This is a genomic window from Modestobacter excelsi (assembly GCF_005930495.1).
Classification (GTDB): domain Bacteria; phylum Actinomycetota; class Actinomycetes; order Mycobacteriales; family Geodermatophilaceae; genus Modestobacter; species Modestobacter excelsi.
This window is the reverse complement of the sequence record NZ_SJEX01000008.1, coordinates 19,423-40,294: the sequence shown is the minus strand read 5'-3', so window position 1 is coordinate 40,294 and position 20,872 is coordinate 19,423. Positions and strand designations below refer to the sequence as shown.

General features: G+C 73.4%; 15 protein-coding genes. 9 read left to right on the top strand and 6 right to left on the bottom strand.

Annotated elements, in window-relative coordinates; genetic code table 11:
- Window positions 1–4 precede the first annotated feature (4 nt).
- Window positions 5–808, bottom strand: coding sequence for a TIGR03089 family protein (locus FHL80_RS04820; protein ID WP_138732324.1), 804 nt, complete (start codon window positions 806–808; stop codon window positions 5–7).
- 127 nt (window positions 809–935) lie between these two features.
- On the opposite strand from FHL80_RS04820, the gene FHL80_RS04815 reads away from it, so the two are divergent.
- The 4 genes from FHL80_RS04815 (at window position 936) to dprE2 (ending at window position 4,561) form a co-directional block, all read left to right on the top strand.
- The gene (locus FHL80_RS04815) at window positions 936–1,433 is read left to right on the top strand and encodes a phosphatase PAP2 family protein (RefSeq protein ID WP_246078461.1); all 498 of its coding nucleotides are present in this window, start codon (window positions 936–938) and stop codon (window positions 1,431–1,433) included.
- A 65-nt stretch (window positions 1,434–1,498) separates the two neighbouring features.
- Window positions 1,499–2,431, top strand: coding sequence for a decaprenyl-phosphate phosphoribosyltransferase (locus FHL80_RS04810; protein WP_246078460.1), 933 nt, complete (start codon window positions 1,499–1,501; stop codon window positions 2,429–2,431).
- Window positions 2,424–3,809 carry a decaprenylphosphoryl-beta-D-ribose oxidase gene (gene dprE1 / locus FHL80_RS04805; protein WP_138732321.1) on the top strand — a complete coding sequence of 462 codons (1,386 nt, stop codon included), beginning with the start codon at window positions 2,424–2,426 and terminating at the stop codon, window positions 3,807–3,809. The genes FHL80_RS04810 and dprE1 overlap by 8 nt, the downstream gene beginning before the upstream one ends.
- Window positions 3,806–4,561, top strand: a complete 756-nt coding sequence (dprE2, locus tag FHL80_RS04800) for a decaprenylphospho-beta-D-erythro-pentofuranosid-2-ulose 2-reductase (RefSeq protein WP_138732320.1) — start codon at window positions 3,806–3,808, stop codon at window positions 4,559–4,561. Before dprE1 ends, dprE2 begins: the two co-directional genes overlap by 4 nt.
- Window positions 4,562–4,577: 16 nt before the next feature.
- Here dprE2 and FHL80_RS04795 read toward each other — a convergent pair whose 3' ends face one another.
- Genes FHL80_RS04795 through FHL80_RS04785 form a run of 3 tightly spaced genes read right to left on the bottom strand, consistent with a single transcriptional unit; the run spans window position 4,578 to window position 8,214 of the window.
- The gene (locus FHL80_RS04795) at window positions 4,578–5,021 is read right to left on the bottom strand and encodes a DUF6752 domain-containing protein (RefSeq protein ID WP_138732319.1); all 444 of its coding nucleotides are present in this window, start codon (window positions 5,019–5,021) and stop codon (window positions 4,578–4,580) included.
- Window positions 5,003–6,646 (bottom strand): LicD family protein, encoded by a 1,644-nt coding sequence (locus FHL80_RS04790; RefSeq protein WP_138732318.1) that lies wholly within the window; start codon window positions 6,644–6,646, stop codon window positions 5,003–5,005. The genes FHL80_RS04795 and FHL80_RS04790 overlap by 19 nt, the downstream gene beginning before the upstream one ends.
- 23 nt (window positions 6,647–6,669) lie before the next feature.
- Window positions 6,670–8,214, bottom strand: a complete 1,545-nt coding sequence (locus FHL80_RS04785) for an LCP family protein (protein ID WP_138732317.1) — start codon at window positions 8,212–8,214, stop codon at window positions 6,670–6,672.
- A 379-nt stretch (window positions 8,215–8,593) separates the two neighbouring features.
- On the opposite strand from FHL80_RS04785, the gene FHL80_RS04780 reads away from it, so the two are divergent.
- Both FHL80_RS04780 and FHL80_RS04775 read left to right on the top strand, forming a co-directional pair.
- Window positions 8,594–11,059: an N-acetylmuramoyl-L-alanine amidase gene (locus tag FHL80_RS04780; protein ID WP_138732316.1), complete on the top strand. Its 2,466-nt coding sequence runs from the start codon at window positions 8,594–8,596 to the stop codon at window positions 11,057–11,059.
- A gap of 204 nt (window positions 11,060–11,263) precedes the next feature.
- Window positions 11,264–13,117, top strand: coding sequence for an arabinofuranosyltransferase (locus tag FHL80_RS04775; protein WP_216870427.1), 1,854 nt, complete (start codon window positions 11,264–11,266; stop codon window positions 13,115–13,117).
- A 19-nt stretch (window positions 13,118–13,136) separates the two neighbouring features.
- Here the strand turns inward: FHL80_RS04775 and FHL80_RS04770 are convergent, their stop codons facing one another.
- On the bottom strand, window positions 13,137–16,193 hold the full coding sequence (locus tag FHL80_RS04770) for an arabinosyltransferase domain-containing protein (RefSeq protein ID WP_138732314.1): 3,057 nt from the start codon (window positions 16,191–16,193) through the stop codon (window positions 13,137–13,139).
- A gap of 150 nt (window positions 16,194–16,343) precedes the next feature.
- On the opposite strand from FHL80_RS04770, the gene wzm reads away from it, so the two are divergent.
- From wzm to glfT1, 3 genes are read left to right on the top strand one after another with little or no spacing between them, the layout of a single operon-like run.
- Window positions 16,344–17,177, top strand: a complete 834-nt coding sequence (gene wzm / locus FHL80_RS04765) for a galactan export ABC transporter permease subunit Wzm/RfbD (RefSeq protein ID WP_138732313.1) — start codon at window positions 16,344–16,346, stop codon at window positions 17,175–17,177.
- Between the two features lie 22 nt (window positions 17,178–17,199).
- Window positions 17,200–18,015, top strand: a complete 816-nt coding sequence (wzt, locus tag FHL80_RS04760; RefSeq protein WP_138732312.1) for a galactan export ABC transporter ATP-binding subunit Wzt/RfbE — start codon at window positions 17,200–17,202, stop codon at window positions 18,013–18,015.
- Window positions 18,012–18,932 carry a galactofuranosyltransferase GlfT1 gene (gene glfT1, locus FHL80_RS04755; protein WP_138732311.1) on the top strand — a complete coding sequence of 307 codons (921 nt, stop codon included), beginning with the start codon at window positions 18,012–18,014 and terminating at the stop codon, window positions 18,930–18,932. The genes wzt and glfT1 overlap by 4 nt, the downstream gene beginning before the upstream one ends.
- Window positions 18,933–18,944: 12 nt before the next feature.
- Here the strand turns inward: glfT1 and FHL80_RS04750 are convergent, their stop codons facing one another.
- Entirely contained in the window at window positions 18,945–20,864 is a 1,920-nt protein-coding gene (locus tag FHL80_RS04750; RefSeq protein ID WP_138732310.1) for a glycosyltransferase, read from the bottom strand.
- Between the last annotated feature and the right edge of the window lie 8 nt (window positions 20,865–20,872).

Below are 20,872 nucleotides of genomic sequence, written 5' to 3'. Positions count from 1 at the left end.
TGGGTCAGGCGGGGCGGCCCAGCTCGCGGATCCCGTCGAGCGTGAGGCCGAGCGTAGCGGTGACCCGCTCGACCTCCGCGCGGTGCGCCAGTCCCGAGGGGTCCGCGGACCGGCAGAGCACCAGCGAGGCGCCTGCGACCAGGGGTGCGAGCAGCCAGGCCACCGGCCCGGCCTCCAGCGCGGTCCGCTCGTCGACGAGCACCCGGTCGCCGGCTCCGATGCCCAGCCGGTCGGCGAGCTCGGTCGCCGCCTCGACCAGACCGCCCAGGGTCAGCTCGCCGGTGCCCAGGACCAGCCCCGGGCCGCCGGGGTCGACCGGTTGCCACGGGCTGAAGACATCGCCGTGCCCGCGCACCTCGAGGGCGAAGTCGCGGGCGGGGCCGACGTAACCGGCCATGCCCAGGCCCATCGGGTGCAGCGACAGGCCCATCAGCTCGGGCAGGGCCTGCTCCTCCAGCGGGGGCAGCCGGTCGGCGGCGGCCAGCACGACGTCGGCCTCGGCGAACCGGTCGTCGTCCTCCCCGGCCGTGTCGAGCACCGCGGCGCCGCAGCTCCACGTGCCCAGCAGCACCGCGGCGGTCTGCCAGTGCACCGGCAGCGCCACCGCGACCACGCTGCCCGGCCCGACGTCGAACTCCTCCTGCAGCAGGTTGGCGGTCTTGGCGACCCAGTTCGCCAGCGTGGTGGCCGACAGCTCCACCCGCTCGCCGGACACGTCGTCGTAGTAGGTCACCAGCGGCGCCGCGGCATCCCGGCGGAGGGCCTCGGTGAGCAGGGCGGCGGGTGTCCTGGGGGAAGAGGGGGGCACGAGAACAGAGTGACAGCTGAAGCCGGACCGGTCCGCCACGCTCCCGCGTCCGCGGTGCCATCCCGATTAGAGTCAGCCCCCGATGACTGCTGCCCGCGGTACCGGCCTGATCCGTCTCGATCACGCCGTGCTCCGCTCCACACGCCGCGCCCTCGGGGAGACCCCCGCCGTCCCGGTCGCCCAGGGGATGTCCCACTTCGGTGAGCACGCCCTGGGCTGGATCGCCCTCGGCGCCGTCGGCTGGCTCTCCGGCCGCCGGCGGGACGAGTGGGTCGCCGGGACCGTCGGTGTCGTGGTCGCCCACGCCGCCGGCGTGGTCGTCAAGCGGGTGGTGCGGCGGGTGCGCCCCGCCCTCGAGGACGTGCCGGCCCTGGTCGCCACGCCCAGCCGGCTGTCCTTCCCCAGCGCGCACAGCACCTCGACCGCCGCAGCCGCCGTCGGCTTCGCCCCCATGCTGGGTGCTCCGGTGATGGCCACGGCGACCGGCGCGATGCTGGTCTCGCGGGTGCTGCTGGGTGTGCACTACCCCAGTGACGTCCTCTCCGGCGCCGCGCTCGGGGCCACCGTGGCCACCGTCGTCCGGCGCCGCATGACCTCCCCCACCTCCAGGAAGGCCCGATCGTGACCGCTCAGCCGCAACCGGCCCCCACCTCTCCCGGGACCGTGCGCACGGGTCCGGCGCTCAGCCCGGTGGCAGGCACGGGTCAACCCGGCAAGGTCGCCCCGCCGCCGCGGACGCCGGGCTTCCGGGGCTCTCGCCCCTGGGGCTTCGTCCGCGCACTGCGGCCCCGGCAGTGGGTCAAGAACGTCCTCGTGCTCGCGGCGCCGCTCGCCGCCGGCGAGGTGTTCAACCCCGACGTGATGGGGCCCACCGCCGTCGCCTTCGCGCTGTTCTGCCTGGCCGCCTCCGGCGTGTACCTGGTCAACGACTCGATCGACGTCGAGGAGGACCGGCGGCACCCGCGCAAGCGGTTCCGGCCGATCGCCGCCGGCCTGGTGCCGCGCTCGGCGGCCGTCGCGATCGCCGTCGTGCTCTTCGCCGGCACCCTGACCGCCGGCGCGCTGCTCACCCGGCCGGCCCTGGCGTGGGTGCTGGCCAGCTACGTGGTCATCCAGCTGGCCTACTGCACTTTCCTGAAGAACGAGCCGGTCATCGACCTGGCCGTGGTCGCCTCCGGGTTCCTGCTCCGCGGCATCGCCGGCGGTGTGGCGGCCGGGCTGGTGCTGTCCCAGTGGTTCCTGCTGGTGGCGGCCTTCGGCTCGCTGTTCATGGTGGCCGGGAAGCGCTACTCCGAGCTGATCGTCGTCGGCGACGCCGCCGCGACGCGGAAGACCCTGCGGGAGTACTCCGCGAGCTACCTGCGTTTCGTATGGAGTCTTTCGGCCGCGGTGGCGCTGTCCGCGTACAGCCTGTGGGCCTTCGAGATGGCGGAGGCCCAGGACGGCGTCCCGTGGGCCACCTTCTCCATCGCCCCCTTCGTCCTGGCGATCCTGCGGTACGCGCGGGACGTCGACAAGGGCGCCGCCGGCGCCCCCGAGGAGATCGTCATGCACGACCGTGTCCTGCTCATCCTCGGCGCCCTCTGGGCGCTGACCGTCGCCCTGGGGGTATTCAGTGGCTGACACCGCTCTCCTCTCCACCACCGCACCCGAACCTCCCCGCGTCCCGCTCGTCGGCTGGGGCCGCACCGCCCCGACCCGTGCCGCGCTCACCCCGGTCCACGACGACGACGACGTCCGCGCCGCCGTGCTGGCCGCCACCGGTCGCGGTGTCGTGGCCCGCGGCCTGGCCCGCAGCTACGGCGACGCCGCGCAGAACGCCGGCGGCACCGTGCTGGACATGACCGCCGCCGCCCGGGTGCTGCACGCCGACCTGGAGACCGGCCTGGTCGACGTCGAGGCCGGGATCTCCCTGGACGAGCTGATGAACCAGTTCGTCCCGCAGGGCTTCTTCGTCCCGGTGACGCCGGGCACCCGGCTGGTGACCGTCGGCGGGGCCATCGCCGCCGACATCCACGGCAAGAACCACCACGTCGCCGGCAGCTTCGCTTCTCACGTGCGCTGGATCGACCTGCTGACGGCGGACGGGCAGGTCCGCCGGATCAGCCCGGAGTCCGACGCCGACCTGTTCTGGGCCACCGCCGGCGGCATGGGCCTGACCGGGGTCATCCTGCGGGCGCAGGTGCAGATGAAGGCGATCGAGTCCTCGCGCTGCCTGGTCGACACCGACCGGACCGAGGACCTGGACTCGCTGATGACGCTGCTCACCGAGACCGACCACCTCTACGAGTACTCGGTGGCCTGGATCGACACCCTCGCCAAGGGCAAGCGGATGGGCCGCTCGGTCGTCACCCGCGGCCGGTTCGCCAAGCTGGACGAACTGCCGGCCAAGCGCCGGACCGACCCGCTGAAGTACCACGGCTCGGTCAAGGCCTCGGTGCCCGACGTCTTCCCGCCCGGCCTGCTCAACCTGGCCACGGTCGCGGCGTTCAACGAGGTCTGGTACCGCAAGGCCCCGAAGAAGAAGCGGGACCAGCTGCAGAGCATCCCGACCTTCTTCCACCCGCTGGACGCCGTCGGTGGCTGGAACCGCATCTACGGGCCGCGCGGCTTCGTGCAGTACCAGGTCACCGTGCCCTTCGGGCAGGAGGAGGCCATGCGTGAGGTGCTGGACCGGCTCAGCTCCTTCGGGACCGCCTCCTTCCTCGCCGTGCTCAAGCGGTTCGGCCCGGGGAACCCGGGCATGCTGTCCTACCCCTCGCCCGGCTGGACGCTCGCGCTGGACATCCCGGTGATGAAGGGGCTGGCCGGCCTGCTCGACTCCCTCGACGAGGTCGTCATCGCCGCGGCGGGCCGCACCTACCTGGCCAAGGACTCCCGGGTGCGCCCGGAGACCTTCGAGAAGATGTACGACCGGCTCGACGACTTCCGGGCCGTCCGCAAGCGGGTGGACCCCGACGGTGTCTTCACCTCCGACCTGGCCAGGAGGCTCGCACTGTGATCGACGCACTCGGTTCCCCCAGCTCGCTGCTGCTCGTCGGCGGCACCTCCGACATCGCCGTGGCCACCGCCCGCAGGTACCTGGCCGAGCGGCCGCTGCGGATCGTCCTGGCGGCGCGGGACACCCCGCGCCGCAGCGCCGTCGCCGACGAGCTCAAGGCCGCGGGTGGCACCGTCGAGGTCGTCGACTTTGACGCCGACGACGCCTCCTCGCCGGCGTCGATGGTCGCCGCGGCGGCCGCCGGCGGTGACGTCGACGTCGCGGTGGTCGCCTTCGGGCTGCTCGGCGACGCCGACCAGCTGCGCACCGAGCCCGCCGCCGTCGCCCAGCTGGCGCAGGTCAACTACGTGGCGCCCACGGTGGTCGGCACGGAGCTGGCCAACCTCATGCGCCGGCAGGGGCACGGGGTCATCGTCGCGCTCTCCTCGGTCGCCGGGGAACGGCCGCGGGCGTCGAACTTCGTCTACGGGTCGACCAAGGCCGGTCTGGACGCCTTCTACTCCGGTCTCGCGGACTCCCTGGTGGGCTCCGGCGTCTCGGTCCTCGTGGTCCGTCCCGGCTTCGTCAGGTCGAAGATGACCGAGGGGATCGCCGACGCGCCGCTGGCCACCACGCCCGAGGCGGTCGCCGAGGCGATCGTCACCGGCGTCCGCAAGGGCCGGCACACCGTGTGGGTGCCCGGCGCCATGCGCTGGGTCATGAGCGGCCTGCGGCACACGCCGCGGGCGGTGTTCCGCAAGCTGCCCATCTGACAGCTCCTCGTCGCGTTCAGAGCGTGTCGGCCCGCAGCCGGTCGATCGCGGCGGGATCGATGTCCCGGTCGTGCAGCGGGAGCACGACCTCGGCGACGACGTCGGTCAGCTCGGCGATGCGCAGGTTCAGCCGCCGCGCCTCGTGCAGACCGTCCTCCAGCACGTCCAGGCGCGGTGGCGCGGACTCGGCGAGCCGGAGCGTTGTGTCCAGCCGCTCGCGCAGCGCCCGCTGCTCGGTCTGCAGGTCCGCGATGCCCTGGTGGGCCGCGGTGACCGACTCGAAGGCCAGCCGCAGCTCGGTGAACAGCCGGTCCCGGTCGGCCCGGAGCTCGGCGTTGCTGCGGAGGAGCTCGTCCATCTCCGGGACGATGCGCTCCCGCAGCCGGGTCCCCAGCCGCAGCCGCCCGCGCACCAGGCGCACCGGGCCCCCGAGGGCCTGCCTCAGCGACGTCGCCGCCATGCCACCACCATCCTCGTCTTCTCCAGCCGGGAGCTCGCGCCCCCGGTCTCGCTGCCGGCGGTCGGGTCGGTCGCCCCGGGCTGCTGGCGGCCGCCGGGCCAGGCGACCTCCTCGACCACGTCGACCGTGTCGCGCACCACGAGCCCGTAGCCGGCCATCTCCGCCGCGAGCACGTCGACGTCGACGGCCCGGTGCAGCAGGCCGCCCCGGGACGGGTCGGGACGCAGGCTGGAGCGGGGGACGTCGAGGTGGGCCTCGCCGCCGCGGCGCAGCAGCATCGACAGCAGCCGGTGCAGGCCGGGCCGGCCGACGTCCCAGAGCGTGGCGAGCAGGTCGCGGGCGTAGACCACCGTGGGCTCGTCGCGGGCGGCCAGCTCGGCGCCGAGGGCGAGGACCCGCCGCGGGTCGTAGAGGTTGACCGTGCGGAAGGTGGCGTCGAGCCCCCGTTGCGCCGCGGCCTCCGCGGCCCGGAGCATCGGCCAGCGGACGTAGTCCAGGGCCTGGACCCGGTGGCCCTGCTGCGCGAGCCAGAGCGCGTCGTGGCCGCGGCCGGCGCCGAGCTCGACGATCGTCGTCCCGGGTGCCAGCCGCCCGGCCAGTTCCTGCGCGTACGCCGTCGGTTCGGTGCCGAGCTCGACGCGGCCGCCGAGGACGTCGTACCGGTAGTGGTCCTCCCACGGTTCCCGGTCCATGTGCTGGTCGGACATCCAGCCGTAGAACCGGTCCGAGGTGGTCCGCGGCACGTCGAAGGAGAACGCCGGGTCGGGGGACCGCCAGCCGGGGCCGTACAGCTCCTCCAGCATCAGCTCCGGCTCCCGGCACATGGGCTCGGGATGCCCCTCGACGTCCAGCGTCGCGGGCGGGACGAGCTGCTCCCGCCGGACCTGCGCGCGGATCGGGAACAGCTGGTACCACCAGCCGGCGTCGTCGATCCAGCCGGTGAAGATGTCGACGTAGCCGTCCGGCCGGCCCTCGTGCTCGAAGTGCAGCTGCAGGTGCCCGGCCGACAGCCGCAGCACCGTGATGCCGGCGGCCGCGACGGCCCGGCCGAGGACGAAGCCCTCCCGGGCCACGTCGGCCGGGTGCCGGCGACCGCTCAGGTAGGCGAGGTCGGCGTCGTCGTCGTTGGGCATGACGTGCCCGTCCCGGTACGGGCCCAGCAGGGTGCCCCCGGTGACGTAGACGTCGACGTCCACGGCCGCGGCGATCACCTCCCGCACCCGGTCGACCCGGTCGAGCAGGCGCTGCTCGATGCCGGCCGGGTAGTCGGCGAGCGCGTGGCCGATCGTCCCCCACTTGTTGACCATCAGGCCGAGCCCGTGCGCGTCCTCGAACCGGACCGGGTGGCCCCCGGTGCCGAAGCGGGCGGTGGCGACCTGCAGGCCGTCCCGGCCGTCGACCGGGCGCAGCCCGACGGTCGACCAGCCGTCCAGGTAGGGCAGCAGGACGGCCGGCCAGGGCATCCGGAACCGGGTGGGGTCGTCCTCGGCAGCGGCCGCGGCGTCGGCGATCCGGAAGGACCAGATCCGCCGGCCGTCCAGCAGCACGTCGACCGCCCGGAGGCGGTCCTCCGCGGCCGCGGTGAACACCACGCCCGTCTCGTCGACGGTCAGGTCGGTCAGCACGGGGGTCTCCTCGGCTGCGGGGGTCAGTTGATGCAGCTGGTGTCCGCGGCGGTGCGCTGGTCCTCGCCCTCGGTGGTCGGGGCAGGGGCCGCCGGGGCGGTCACCGCCTGGCCGACCCCGTTGAAGTCCGAGCCCAGGACGAGCTGGACGGTCCCGCTGGTGGCGTCGTCGACCTGCTCGGTCGTGGCACCCGGGACGGACCCGGCCAGCGTGGTGGCCAGTGCCTCGTCGCCGGCGGCGTACCGGATCTCGGTGGTCGTGTGGTCCATCGAGTCGGCGTTGCCGGTCTCGGTGATCGTGTACCCGGCGCTCTCGAGCTGGGTCGCCGCCTCGCCGGCCAGGCCGCTGGTGCCCGAGCCGTTGAAGACCGCGACCGACACGTCCGCAGGGGCCACGGTGGCGGGCGCCGCTGTGGTCGGGGCGGCGGTCTGCTGCGGCTCGGCGGAGAGCGCGGCGAAGAACGAGTGCAGCGCGTCCTCGTCCTCCAGCCGCAGGATGTAGCGGCCGGCGTCGTCGGTGTCGTCGCCGACGTAGGGCACGGTCTGGAAGTCGATGCTGCCGGCGGTCACCGACTGCATCTGCTGGGCCAGCTGCAGCAGGTTGAGGTTCTGGTCCACCGTCAGCGACTTCGAGGCCGCCGAGACCAGCTCCCGCTGCTTGCCGAGGTCGAGCAGGACGTCGTCGGACAGCATCTTGCGCAGCACGCCGGCGATGAACACCTGCTGGCGGATGATCCGGTCGAAGTCGCCGCGGGGGAGCTCGTGCCGCTGCCGGACGAACTTCAGCGCGTCCGCGCCGCTGATCGTCTGGACGCCGGCCGGGAACACCGCACCGGAGTAGAAGGAGTCGTCGACCGCGTTGCAGAGGTTCACCTCGACGCCGCCGACGACGCTGCTGAGCTCGAAGAAACCGAGCAGGTCGACCTCTGCGTAGTGGTCGATGCGCAGGCCGGTGAACGCGCTGATGGTCTTCACCAGCAGCTGGGCGCCCTGCGCGGAGCGGGCCGCGTCGGAGGCGCCGTCCGGGGCGTCCTGCCGGCCGTAGGCGTAGGCGGCGTTGAGCTTGTCCCAGCCGTGGCCCGGGATCTGCACGTAGGAGTCGCGCGGGAAGGAGACGAAGGACGCCTTCGACCCGTCGGCGGGCACGTGCACCAGGATCATCGTGTCGGTGTTGGTGCCCGAGTCGGTGCCGGCGTTGAGCTCGGAGAGCTGCTCCTCGGTCAGCGAGGAGCGGCTGTCGTTGCCGACGAGCAGCAGGTTCATCGCCGCGCCGGTCTCGACGGTCTCGTCGTTGCCGGACGTCGGGATGGCGTCGGTGCGGTTGACAGTCGCGTCGGCGACCCGGCCGAGGTACCAGCCCCAGCCGCTGGTGACCAGCACGGCCAGCGAGAGCAGCATCGCGACGACCCGGCCGGTCCAGACCATCCGGCGGCCGCCGGCGGCGGACGTCGCGGTGGCGGTGGCACCGGTGGACCCCGACCGGCCGCGGGCCGGCCGACCGGCCCGGGGATCGAGTCGCGGGGGCAACGGGCGGGAGCTCCCCGGCGCGTCGCGGTCGTCAGTGCTCATGTCGTCCTCACGTCGGGCTGCCGACGTCGGTGAGGTGCCCAGTGGCCCGTCGTCAGGCGGCGTGTGCTGGTCACTGTACGACCGGGGTCCCGGTCGTCCGGCCCGCCGCTCGGGGGCGTCGGCGCCGTGTCTCGCCCCTCCGCCACCACCCGGCACTCCCGCCTCGGGCGTGTCCCGGAGGGGTCGTCGTCCGCACCGGCGCGGCGTCCCCGCCTGGACGGTCCGACCGACCGGTGACCAGGTGCCGACGCCGGTTCCCGGCCGGTGCCGGCCGGAGACCGGTGCCGCGGACGGCTCAAGGTCGGGGCCCGGCTGGACGATGAACTACGCGGAAGACGCCGCCTCGGCGGCTGCCACTCGCTGATCGGAGGCCCATTCCGTGCGCCGCATCCTGGCCGGATCCACCGCCTTCTTCGCACTGACCGCGACGCTGCTCGTCGTCCCCGTCTACGCCGCACCCCTCCCGGAGGCCGTGCCGGTGACCACCTCGTCCGACGAGGTGGTCATGGGCTCGGTGGAGGACCCGGCGCCGGCCGCGGACGTCCAGGAGGGCACCACCGACCCGGTGGCCGGAGTGGACGCATCGACGCCGACGCTGACCGTGAGCAGGACCGGCACCGACCCCTTCTCCCTCGTCGGCGTCACCTGGGCGCAGGACCCGGCGGTCACCGACACGCTGGTCCAGGTCCGGGTCTCCGACGCCGACGGTGCGTGGGGGCCGTGGACGGAGGTCGCCCAGGAGACCGCCGACCAGTCCGCCGCCGACACCGGGGCGCAGCTGCGCGGGGGCACCTCGCCGCTGTGGACCGGTCCGAGCACCGGGGTCGAGGTCGAGCTGGTCACCCGCTCGGGTGCCCAGCCGACCGACGTGACGCTGGACCTGGTCGACCCGGGGGAGAGCGCCGCGGACAGCGCGCCCGGCGCACCCGAGGTCACCGACACCGCGCACGCCGCCACGACCATGCCCGCGGTCTACTCCCGCGCCCAGTGGGGTGCCGACGAGAAGATCCGGACCTGGGCCCCGCAGTACGCGGCGACGATCAAGGCCGCGACGATCCACCACACCGCGGACAGCAACAACTACACCGCCGCCGACGTCCCGGCGATCATGCGGTCGATCTACCGGTACCACACCGTCAGCCTCGGCTGGGGCGACATCGGCTACAACGTGATCGCCGACAAGTTCGGCCGGCTGTGGGAGGGCCGGTACGGCGGGCTGTCCAGCACGGTCATGGGCGCGCACGCCGGCGGGTTCAACACCGCCACCTTCGGCGTCTCGATGCTGGGCAACTACGACATCGCCCCGACGACCCAGCCGATGATCGACGCGGTCGAGGCGATCATCGCCTGGAAGTTCTCGCTGTACGGCGTCGACCCGAGGGGGACCGCGAGGCTCACCTCGAGCGGAGGCGGCACGTCGAAGTACGCCGCGGGCGTCACGGTCACCGAACCGACCGTCTTCGCCCACCGCGACGTCGGCTCCACCGCCTGCCCCGGCCGGTACGGCTACGCCCGGATGGACGAGATCAGGGCCGGGGTGGCCGCGCTGATGGCCGCCGGCTCCGAGCCGACCATCGCCGCCCGCTACGCCTCCGACCCGGCACTGCGCGCATCGCTGGGCGCGGCCGTGGGCTCGGGTGGGTCGACGGCCGGGGTCTCCTGGCAGCAGTACGAGCGCGGCTACATGTACTGGACGGCCAGCACCGGCGCGCACGTCGTCGCGGGTCAGATCTGGGGCGTGTACGCCGCTGCCGGTGGCCCGGCGGCGCTGGGTGCGCCGCTGACCGACGAGCTCGGGACACCGGACCGCGTGGGTCGCTTCAACCACTTCGCCAACGGTGCGTCGATCTACTGGACGCCGGCCACGGGTGCGCAGCTGGTGGGTGGGCAGATCCGCAACCTGTGGCAGCAGACCGGCTGGGAGACCGGGCCGTTGGGTTACCCGACCAGCGGCGAGGTCCCTGCTGCCGGCGGCCGGTACAGCACCTTCCAGCGGGGCACGGTGTTCTGGACGGCGGCGGGTGGTGCCGTGGAGGTGCACGGGCCGGTGGCAGCCGAGTGGTCGGCCCGGGGCGGGTTGTCCTGGGCGGTGCCGACCAGCAGCCAGGCGACGAGTGGTGCCGGTGTGTACAACACCTTCAGCGGTGAGCGGTCGATCTACTGGTCGCAGAGCACGGGTGCACGCGTGGTGCAGGGGCTGATCCGGGCCCGGTGGCTGGCCACGGGCGGGCCGACCGGGCCGCTGGGGCTCCCGGTCTCCGATGAGCACGCCGAGGCACCCGGGGTGCTGGCCTCGACCTTCCAGGACGGGGTCGTCTACTGGACCCCGGCGGGCGGTGTGCGGGTGGTGCAGGGCGCCATCGCCAGGCGTTGGGCGGCGTTGGGTGGCCTGGACTGGGGCTACGGGCTGCCCGTCACCGATGAGCTGACCCCTCCCGACCGGGTGGGTCGGTTCAACCACTTCGCGGGTGGGGCGTCGATCTACTGGTCCCAGGCCACCTCGGCGCATGCGGTGCAGGGTCAGATCCGGGACCTGTGGGCGTCCATGGGCTGGGAGACCGGGATCCTGGGGTACCCGACCAGTGACGAGCTGGACACCGCGGACGGCGGGGGCCGGGTCAACACGTTCCAGACGGGTGCGGTGATCTGGTCGCCGGCGACGGGGGCGCGCGCGGTGTACGGCGGCATCTACACCCGGTACGCCGCGCTGGGCGGCGTGACGTCGCAGCTGGGCTACCCGACGAGGAGCGAGTACGCCGTCCCCGGGGGGCGGGCCAGCGACTTCGAGCACGGCCGGATCACCTGGACCGCCGCGCCCAATGTGATCACCGTCAGCTACGACTGAGTTCCGGAACGGCATGTCACCCTGTGCGTGGCAGCGGGACGAGCCCCTCACCCGGAGGGGCAGCTGCCGTCGGGCTCGGCGTAGCGGGGGAACGTGGCACAGGACACGGTGGAGATGGACAGACGGGGCCTCCGGGGCCCCGAGGGCGAGCAAGGAGCGCTCGTCCCCGCTCGGGAGCGACCGGCACCCTGGCAGGGAGTCCCGGTGCTGCTGGGGGTCGCGGGGCTGGTCACCGTGGTCGTCCAGTGGGTCGTCTCCGCCGTGGACGTGCCGGTCGAGTCGAACGTCGCCTCAGCGGCTGGAACGTGGACTGCGGTGCTCGGCACGGCGGTGCTCGCGTGCGCCGTGCTGGCCACCGGCGTCCCGCGCTGGGTCAGGTCCCTGGTGGTCGTGGTGGCCCTCACCGCGACCGCCACCGCGCTGCTGGCCTGGCCGCTGCACGGCACGTCGTACTACTTCGGCGGACTGATCAGCGACCAGGAGTTCCGCACCCAGTACCTGACCCGGCTCACCGACAGCGCGGCCCTCGCGGACATGAGCTACCCGGACCTGCCGCCGTTCTACCCCGCGGGGTGGTTCTGGCCGGCCGGCCGGATCGCGGCCTTGTCCGGCCTGGAGGCGTGGGCGGCCTACAAGCCGATCGCACTGGCGACGGTGGGGCTGACACCGGCGCTCGTCTTCTGCGTCTGGGAACGCCTGGTGAGCTGGCGTCCGGCCGTCGCGATCGCGGGGGTCACGCTCGTCCTGTCGATCTCGCTCGTCGCCACCGAGCCGTACTCCTGGCCGGTTGCCGCGTTGCTCCCGCCTGCCGCTGTGCACTTCTGGCGACAGATGTCCCGGTCGGCGGGACCATCGCTCCGCGGATTCGTCCCGGTGGGCCTGTACCTGGGGCTGGGTGTGAGCACGTACACCCTGTACGCGCTGTTCGCCGCGGTGCTGTTCTGCGTCCTGGCTGTCGTGCACGTGCTGACCCGACGGCGGGAACGCCGGACGGCGTCGCTGCGCGAGTCGGTGGTGGGGCTGACGACCGTGGCCGTCACGGCCTCGGTCATCGCGCTGCTGGCCTGGTCGCCCTTCCTCCTGCAGGCCGTGCACTCGGGCCTGGGTGACAACCACGCCGCCAGGTTCCTGCCGACCAGCTCCACGGAGCTGCCCGGCGTCCTGCACGGCGATCCATGGGGACTGCTCCTCATCGCCGGACTCGTCGCGCTCCTGGCACGACTGTGCGGGCGCTCATCCCGGCACTCCTCCGTCTTCACCCCGCTCCTGGTCGGCGTCGGCTGCGCCTACGGCTGGTACGGGTTGAGCACCGCCGCCGTCCTGGCACACACCACGCTGCTGAGCTTCCGCATCGAGACCGTCCTCGTCCTCTGCCTGGGCATCGCCGGCGTGCTGGCGACGGCCGAGCTCGGCCCGGTCGTCGCAGCCGCTCTGGCGCGGCACGGGCTCGCGGCCCGGCGGCTGGGCGTGGCCGCGGGCGTGCTGGTGGTCCTGGCCACCACCCAGGTCGTCACGGACCGCAGCGAAGACCTGGAGCCGCGGGTCGAGCAGGCATACAGCACCCCCTACCCCAGTGGCGCCGACGCCCTGGGCCGCCAGGACGCCGGGCGGGAGGAGGGGTGGAGCGACGCGCTGGCGGCCGAGATCAGCCGGTTGACCAGCGCGGACGCCCACGACCTGGTCGTTCTCACGACCAACTACTCGTTGCTGTCCTTCCAGCCCTACCGGTCCTTCCAGGAGATCACCCCGCACTACGCCAACCCGCTCGCCGACTACCCCGACCGCACCGCCTACCTGGAAGACCTGGCAGCGAGTTCGAGCACCGGTGAGCTGCTCACCGGCCTCGACGCCGCGACGTGGACCCCGCCGACGGTCTTCGTGCTGGGCGTCCAGCCCGACGGCCTGCACCTCCGCCTGTGTCGGGACGTCTTCCCGGCCGACCCGAACGTGCAGTTCTTCGACGTGGTCTTCGGTGCTGACCTGTTCGCGTCCCCGGCGTTCACGACAGCGGAGGTCGGCCCCTACCTGATCGCGGTCCGGCGGACACCGTCCGCGTGAGGGGTGGCCGGCCGCGTCATCAGCTGGCCCACCCCGCGACGGTTCGGTCCTCCACCGTCACCTCGGGCTGGGCCAGTGCCTCCCGGGGCACCCAGCGCAGCAGCGTGATCGGCCGCTCGAGCGGCACGCCGTCCTGGTAGACGGGATACACGACCTGGTCGACCAGTTGCGCGGCCGGTGCGTACGGCCCGCCCACCGCCGCCGCGACGATGATGTCCCCGGCGTGGTTCGGGTAGGCCGCGGCGATCCGCCAGGTGGGCACGTCGGTGGTGCCCTGAGCCTGCACGCTGAGCCGCTGGCAGGGGAACACGAAGGCGACCGGCCAGTCGACCAGGGCCGGCTCGGTGGCCGGGACGACGTCGCTGAACGGCGTCGTCCCGGGTGCGCGGGGCGCGGACACGGCGAGCGGTTCAGCGGAGTCCGTGCCGCCGTCCTCGGCGACCAGCCGCACGAGGTCGGCGTCGGCACCCGCTGCCCGGACGTCGAGCCGGACGTCGCGGGTGCCGAGCCCGCCCTCCGGGTCGCTGAAGCCGATCTCGCCCAGGGTCTCGACGTCGGCGCCGGACTGCCGGCCGAACTCCGCGACCAACCGGGTGCCGACGCTCAGCGGGCCGTCGACCGTGACCGTCAGCGGGACCGCGCCGGTGCGGAGCGGCTCGGTCAGCGGGTACCAGCCGGTGACCAGCCGGGCCGGGCCGTCGCCGGCCCCGTCACGGTGCGCGTCGGACGCCGTCCAACCGGGCAGGTCGACGCCGGCCATCACCAGCTCGCCGCCCTCGACCTCGGCGAAGCCGTCGGTGACGGGGGTGTCGCCGACGACCCCGACCGCCGGTGCCAGCAGCCCCGCCACCGGGTCGGTCTCCACCGACAGCCGTTCGGCCAGGCCGCACGGCTCGCCGGTCAGCGTCTCAGCGGTGTCGCTGGCCAACGAGTAGGTGTCCCGGCGCTCGTAGCTGGACTTGGCGAAGCTCAGCAGCTCCAGCGCGACCGTGGCCGCGAGCACCAGCACGGCGATCGCCGCGGGGGAGGGGAGCAGCCGCACCACTCGCAGCCGGACCTCCGTCTCGTCCCGCAGCGCCGCGGCGACGCACAGCGCAGCAGTGCCGAGGCCGGCCACCACAGCGAGGGCCAGCGCCGCCCCCGACGCGGTGATCCCCAGCAGCCGCGGCGAGAGGTCGTTCCACGGGATGGCCAGGTCGGAGAGGTAGGCCCACTGGTTGTACCCGGCGTAGGAGAGCGCCGCGACCATGGCCACGGCGGTCGTCGCCGTGCCCCAGGTCCGCACCCAGCCCACCGGCACCGACCGCACCGGCGCCCCGGGCACGGAGCCGGCCAGGTCGTCCCGGTCGGCCAGGCCGCGCCGGGAGAACAGCTCCAGGTCCACCAGCAGCACCGCCGTGCCGGTCACGGCGAACGCGCCGAAGTGCAGCGTCCACTTCGTCGGGGTGAACAGCAGGACCACCAGGGACAGCCCGAGGCCGGTCAGCAGCCGGAGGACGAAGGGGCGCACGTCCGCGGCCACCCGGCGCAGCTGCCAACGGATCCCGGCCGTGGCCAGCAGGGTCAGCAGCACCGGCACCCGCCGGGAGATCGGGCCCTGCACGTCACCGGCGGTCAGCAGCAGTGAGTAGCGCTCGTACTCCTGGTACCAGGGCAGCGACCCGGGAAGGTCGGTGCGGATCCGGTTGGCCAGCCGGATCGCCGCCAGCGACTGGTCGCCGAACATGAACAGCACGGTGGTCGCGGCACCCGCCGCAGCGAGCGCCAGCAGCGCCCACCAGCCCAGGTCCCGCCGCTCACGGCACAGCCGGAGCAGCGGCACGACAGCCGCGACGAACGGCAGGAACGCGACCGCGCCGGTCGGGGTGACGGCCAGCGTGGCCCCGGCGACGACGAGGCCCACCGCCAGCGGGGCGACCGCGCGCCGCTCGAGGGCGCGCTCGACCAGCACCAGGGAGACGGCGAGCCCGACGACGACCCAGGCCTCCGGGCGGACCCCGAGCCCGAAGGGGAGCCACCACGCACCGAACACCACGGCGGCGAGGACGTAGCGGCGCAGCCCTGCGCCGGCCGCGCCCAGCCGGGGGAGCACCGCCCGGCCCAGCACCAGCCACGCCGCCAGGCCCAGCAGGGCGGAGGGCACGCGGAGCCAGAGGGTCGAGTCGCTGATCCGCGTCCACAGGCCGAGGACCTCGTAGAACCAGCCGAAGGGTGCCTCCGGCGCGCCCAGCCACCGGTAGACGTCGCTGACGTACCCGTTGCCCTCCCGGCTGCGGATGATCCCGGAGATGTACCCGTCGTCGATGGTCAGCGGCCCGATCGCCGTCCAGCCCGCGAGGACCAGCGCGACCAGCACGTCGACGACCCAGCGGGCGCGCGCCCGGACCGGCCGGCCCGGGTCGGCGGACGCCGGACGACGCCGGTCGGCCCGGGCCGCCAGCACGATCGCGGCGAGCAGGCTGACCACGGCGAGAACGCCGAGGGTGTACTTCCAGCCGGTCGGCGAGGTCTGGAACACCGTGTCGGCGGTGACTGCCACCCGGCTGCCCCGCGTGGAGTCGAGCTCGCTGAAGACCCCGGCGACGCCCGGCCGGACGTCCCCGTCGACCTGCTGGAGGACCCGCCCGTCGCGGCTGAGCGCGGTCCCGGTGACGGTGCTGACCAGCGTCCAGGAGCAGTCTCCGTCCGCCGGTACGGGCACCGGGTCCAGCGACGTCCCGCCCACGTCGACCTGCAGCCGGCCGTCGGTCGACCGGACGGTGAGCCCGTCGGGCAGCCCGGGCCCGGGAGCGGCGTCGACCGGCGTCGTGCTGACCAGGACGTGGCCGGCGTCGGAGGAGGCCCGGGCGTCCGTGCAGCTGACCGAGGCCTCGAGCCGCTCGGGCCGGTACAGCATCAGCGGGATGGCGACCGCCGAGGCGTCCCCGGCCGTGCTCGGCCAGGCGTAGACGGCCTCCGGGCGCTGCACGGGCGCCACCACGTAGAGCACTGAGGAGACCAGCGAGACCAACGCCAGGGCCAGGACCGCCCGGCGGACCCGCGGAGCAGGGACGGAGGGCTGGCTGTCCTGGAACACACCGGGAGACTAGACAGCGGACCTGCTGACCCCCGGGGCGTGCCGAGTGCGTGGGGACTCGTTCGTCACGGTCGTCCCACCCGCCCCCGCCGCCACGGTTCGGTCGGGCGCTGCGGCCGCTGGGCGGCCGCGGCGGTAGCCTTCGCGGACGTGGCTGTCACCAATGTGTCCGGCGGTGCCTGGGCTGCCGCCCGCGCCGACCTCGTCGGAGGGTGGCGGCAGCGGGAGCTGTGGGGGCATCTCGGCTGGCAGGACATCCGCCAGCGCTACCGGCGGTCGGTGCTCGGGCCGATCTGGATCACCATCAGCATGGCGGTCACCGCCGTCGCGCTCGGGGTGCTGTACGCGGGCCTGTTCGGCAACCCGCTGGAGAAGCAGCTGCCCTACATCCTCGTCGGGTTCATCGTCTGGGCGTTCATCTCCGGCTGCATCCTCGAGGGCGCCGACGTCTTCATCGCCAACGAGGGGCTGATCAAGCACCTGCCGGCGCCGATCTCGGTGCACGTCTACCGGCTGGTGTGGCGGCAGACGCTGCTGTTCGCCCACAACCTGATCGTCTACGCGGTGATGCTGATGGTCTTCCCGCGGGCGCTGCACTGGTCGAGCCTGATGGCCTTCCCCGCGTTCCTCCTGCTGGCGGTCAACGGGGCCTGGGTGGCGCTGCTGTTCGGCATGGCCAGCGCCCGCTTCCGTGACCTCAACCCGATCATCGGCAGCCTGGTCCAGCTGACCTTCTTCCTCACCCCGGTCGTGTGGATCTACGACGACCTGCTCAACAGCCCCAACCCGACCACCGCGGAGCGGGCCCGGATCGCCGAGGTCAACCCGTTCCTGCACTTCATCGAGATCATCCGCCGGCCCATGCTCGGCGAGTCGCTGGTCTGGCACAGCTGGGTCATCGTGCTCGCCATCACCGTCGTCGGCTGGGTCGTCACCCTGTGGGCGCTGCGCCGCTACCGGTCGCGCGTTTCCTACTGGGTCTGACGGCGAGAGAGAGGCTGCACCCGTGGTCCGCATCGAGACCAACCACGCCAGCGTCGAGTTCCCCATCTTCGACGCCAAGACGAGGTCGCTGAAGAAGGCGGTGCTCGGCATGGTCGGCGGCAACATCGCCTCCGACGAGCGCAAGGTGCCCGTCATCGAGGCGTTGCGCGACATCGACATCCGCATCGAGGAGGGTGACCGGGTCGCCCTGGTCGGGCACAACGGCGCCGGCAAGTCGACGCTGCTGCGGCTGCTGTCGGGCATCTACGAGCCCACCCGCGGGACGGCGACCATCGAGGGCCGGGTGGCGCCGGTCTTCGACCTCGGCGTCGGCATGGACCCGGAGATCTCCGGCTACGAGAACATCATGATCCGCGGGCTCTTCCTGGGCATGAACCGCAAGCAGATGGAGGCCCGGGTCGAGGAGATCGCCGAGTTCACCGAGCTCGGCGACTTCCTGGCGATGCCGCTGCGGACCTACTCCACCGGCATGCGGGTGCGCCTGGCGCTGGGTGTGGTCACCAGCATCGACCCGGAGATCCTGCTCTTCGACGAGGGGATCGGCGCGGTGGACGCCGCCTTCCTGGACAAGGCACGGGACCGGCTGTCCGAGCTGGTGCAGCGGGCCGGGCTGCTGGTGTTCGCCTCGCACTCCGACGAGTTCCTCAAGCAGCTGTGCACCTCGGCGATCTGGATGGAGCACGGCCAGGTCAAGCAGACCGGTGAGCTGCGCGAGGTGCTGACCTCCTACAAGGGCCACGACCCGTTCCCCAACGACCCGCCGGTGACCGTGCCCGCCGCCCCGTGGCCGGCCCCGCTCCCGTCGGGCCGGTCGTGACCGGTCCGACGGCCGGCCTCCCGGCGGGCCCGGACGGGCAGCGGGTGGTGGCGGTCGTGGTGACCCGCGCCCGCCCCGGGCTGCTCGCCGAGAGCCTGGCCGCGCTGGCCGCGCAAACCCGGACCGTCGACCACGTGCTGGTCGTCGACAACGGCCCGGACGCCGAGACCGCCGACGTGGTCGCCGCCTCGGGACTCCCGGTGACCTACCTGCCCTCGCAGCGGAACCTCGGCGGGGCCGGCGGCTTCGCCCTCGGCATGCTGACCGCGCTGAGCATGGGCGCGGACTGGGTGTGGTGCGCCGACGACGACGGTCGGCCCGCCGGGGACGACGTGCTGGCCACCCTGCTGGCCTGCGCCCGGGACCGCGGCCTGGCCGAGGTGAGCCCGGCGGTGGTGGACAAGGCCGACCCCACGCTGCTGGCCTTCCCGCTGCGGCGCGGTCTGCGGTGGCGGCGCTCGCTCCAGGAGTTCGCCGACGTGGACTTCCTCCCCGGCTACGCGTCGCTGTTCAACGGCGCGCTGTTCCGGGCCGACGCCCTCGACGCGGTCGGCGTGCCGGACTACCGGCTGTTCCTGCGCGGGGACGAGACCGAGGTGCACCGACGGCTGGTGCGCTCCGGGTTGCCGTTCGGCACCTGCCTGCAGGCGGCGTACGTGCACCCCGAGGGGACCCAGGAGTTCCTGCCCATCGCCGGCGGCCGGCTGTCCGCGCAGTACCCGCCGGACGAGGCCAAGCGGTTCTTCACCTACCGCAACCGCGGCTACCTGATGAGCCAGCCGGGCATGCGCTGGCTGTTCCCGCTCGAGCTCGTCCGCTTCAGCTGGTTCTTCCTCGGCCGCCGCGACGTGCGCGGGCTGCGGACCTGGCTGGGCCTGGTCCGCCAGGGCCGTCAGGAGCGGTTCACCCGCCCCTGACGGCCCCGCCGGTCACTGGGTGAAGGCCTTCTGCCAGTTCTCCGCCGAGGTGAGCTCGCCGTAGGCACCGCGGTAGTCCGCGGTGGCCTGCGGGAAGCGCCGCGCGATCTCCACGTTGAGCCGGACGGCGCTCTTGGCCAGCCGCCAGAAGACCGCCGGGTTGCGGCGGCGCAGCGTGACGCCACGACCGTCGGCGGTGCCCACGGTGGCGCTGTCCAGCCGGGACAGGACGAACCACTGCGCGTCCTGCGAGGGGATCTCCAGCTGCGGCCGGGGCCGCTCCTCGGCCATCGGCCGCAGGTTGTTCCGGATCGCCCGGACGGCGGCGATCGCGATCGACCTCTTGCCCACCGGCGGCTGTGCCATGCCCTCGGTGACCACCGCGCTCATCTCCGGCTCGGGGATGTCCGACCGCTGGGTGATGACCCGGCCGTCGACGTAGGAGGCCTGCTCGGCGCGCACGCTGGGCAGCGCCTCCTTCAGCGCCGGGAACACCGCCGAGGGACCGGCGAGGAAGTCCTCGTAGGCCCGCACGTGCAGCGCCACGGCCGCGTACTCCAGCCGGAACAGGTGCTTGAGGTCGGCCTTGAGCGCGCTCCGCACGATGCCGCCGCCGCGCTTGTGCGGGCTGTGCAGGGCGGCGACGATCAGCCGGTTGCGGGCGAAGAAGTACGCCTGCCAGTCGGTGACGTCGTCCTTGTCGGTCCACGCCAGGTGCCAGATCGCGGCACCGGGCAGGGTCACCGTGCGGTACCCGGCGGCACCGGCCCGCAGGCCGTACTCGCCGTCGTCCCACTTGATGAACAGCGGCAGGGGCAGCCCCACCTGCTCGGCCACCTCGCGCGGGATCAGGCACATCCACCAGGCGTTGTAGTCGACGTCCACCCGGCGGTGCAGCGCCGGCGTCCGGCGCAGCGAGTGGTGGGCGAAGTCGTGCTGCATGACGGCGTGCGCGGCCGGGCGGTACAGGAACGAGTACCGGTCCACGACCTCGCCCATGGTGTGCAGCACCGAGCGGTCCTGCATCGCCAGCATCTGCCCGCCGACCAGCATCGGGGCATCGGTGAAGCGGCTCAGCGCCAGCGCCCGGTGCAGGCTGTCCGCCTCGAGCTGCACGTCGTCGTCGAGGAAGAGGACGTGGGTGGCGTCGGTGTTCTCCAGCGACTCGTGCATGGCCCGGGCGAACCCGCCGCTGCCGCCCATGTTGCCCTGCTCGACCAGCCGGAACCGGTCGCCCAGGGACCCGGCGAGGTCGGCGTAGCGGGCGTCGTCGCGCACCTTGCGGTTGCCCTGGTCGGCCACGACCACGGCGGCCAGCTCGGCGAGCACGACCGGGTCCTCGGCGATCGTCGCAACCGCGGCCAGGCAGTCGACCGGCCGGTTGTAGGTGCAGATGCCGACGGCCAGCCGACCGGGCCGCAGCGGCTCGCGGTCGGCGTACCAGCCGGCCTCCTCGATGACGACGTCCTCGTCGGCGGTGAGGTCGAACCAGTACCAGCCGCCGTCGATGAACGGGGCCAGGTCCAGCTCGAGCTCCACGGTGCGCTCGGTGCCGGCGACGGTGGCCCCGGCCGCGTGGATGACGTCGCCGTTGGCCTTGCTGCGGTAGACGTCGATGCGGCAGGCACCGGACAGGCTCAGCCGCAGGGTCACCGTGGGCAGGGAGGTCCAGCGCCGCCAGTAGGCCGCCGGGAAGGCGTTGAAGTAGGTCGCGAAGGACACCTCGTCGCCGGCGCTCAGCTCACCGGTCGAGCGGGACCGCACCCGGACGCGCTCGGAGCGCTCCTCGTCGACGTAGAGGGTGCGGACCTTGCGGGGGTCGGCCGGCCGGGGCATGAGGACCCGCTGCAGCAGGGTGACGGCCTTGCCGGGGACGAGGTCCTCGGGGGCCAGGTCGGCAACCAGGTCGGGGTTGACCGAAGTGCTCGTCATGGTGGGAT

Excerpts from the sequence above, each read along its gene's own strand:
- FHL80_RS04795 (WP_138732319.1), bottom strand. The coding sequence starts at position 5,021 with ATGGCGGCGACGTCGCTGAGGCAGGCCCTCGGGGGCCCGGTGCGCCTG.
- FHL80_RS04785 (WP_138732317.1), bottom strand. The coding sequence starts at position 8,214 with ATGAGCACTGACGACCGCGACGCGCCGGGGAGCTCCCGCCCGTTGCCC.
- FHL80_RS04750 (WP_138732310.1), bottom strand. The coding sequence starts at position 20,864 with ATGACGAGCACTTCGGTCAACCCCGACCTGGTTGCCGACCTGGCCCCC.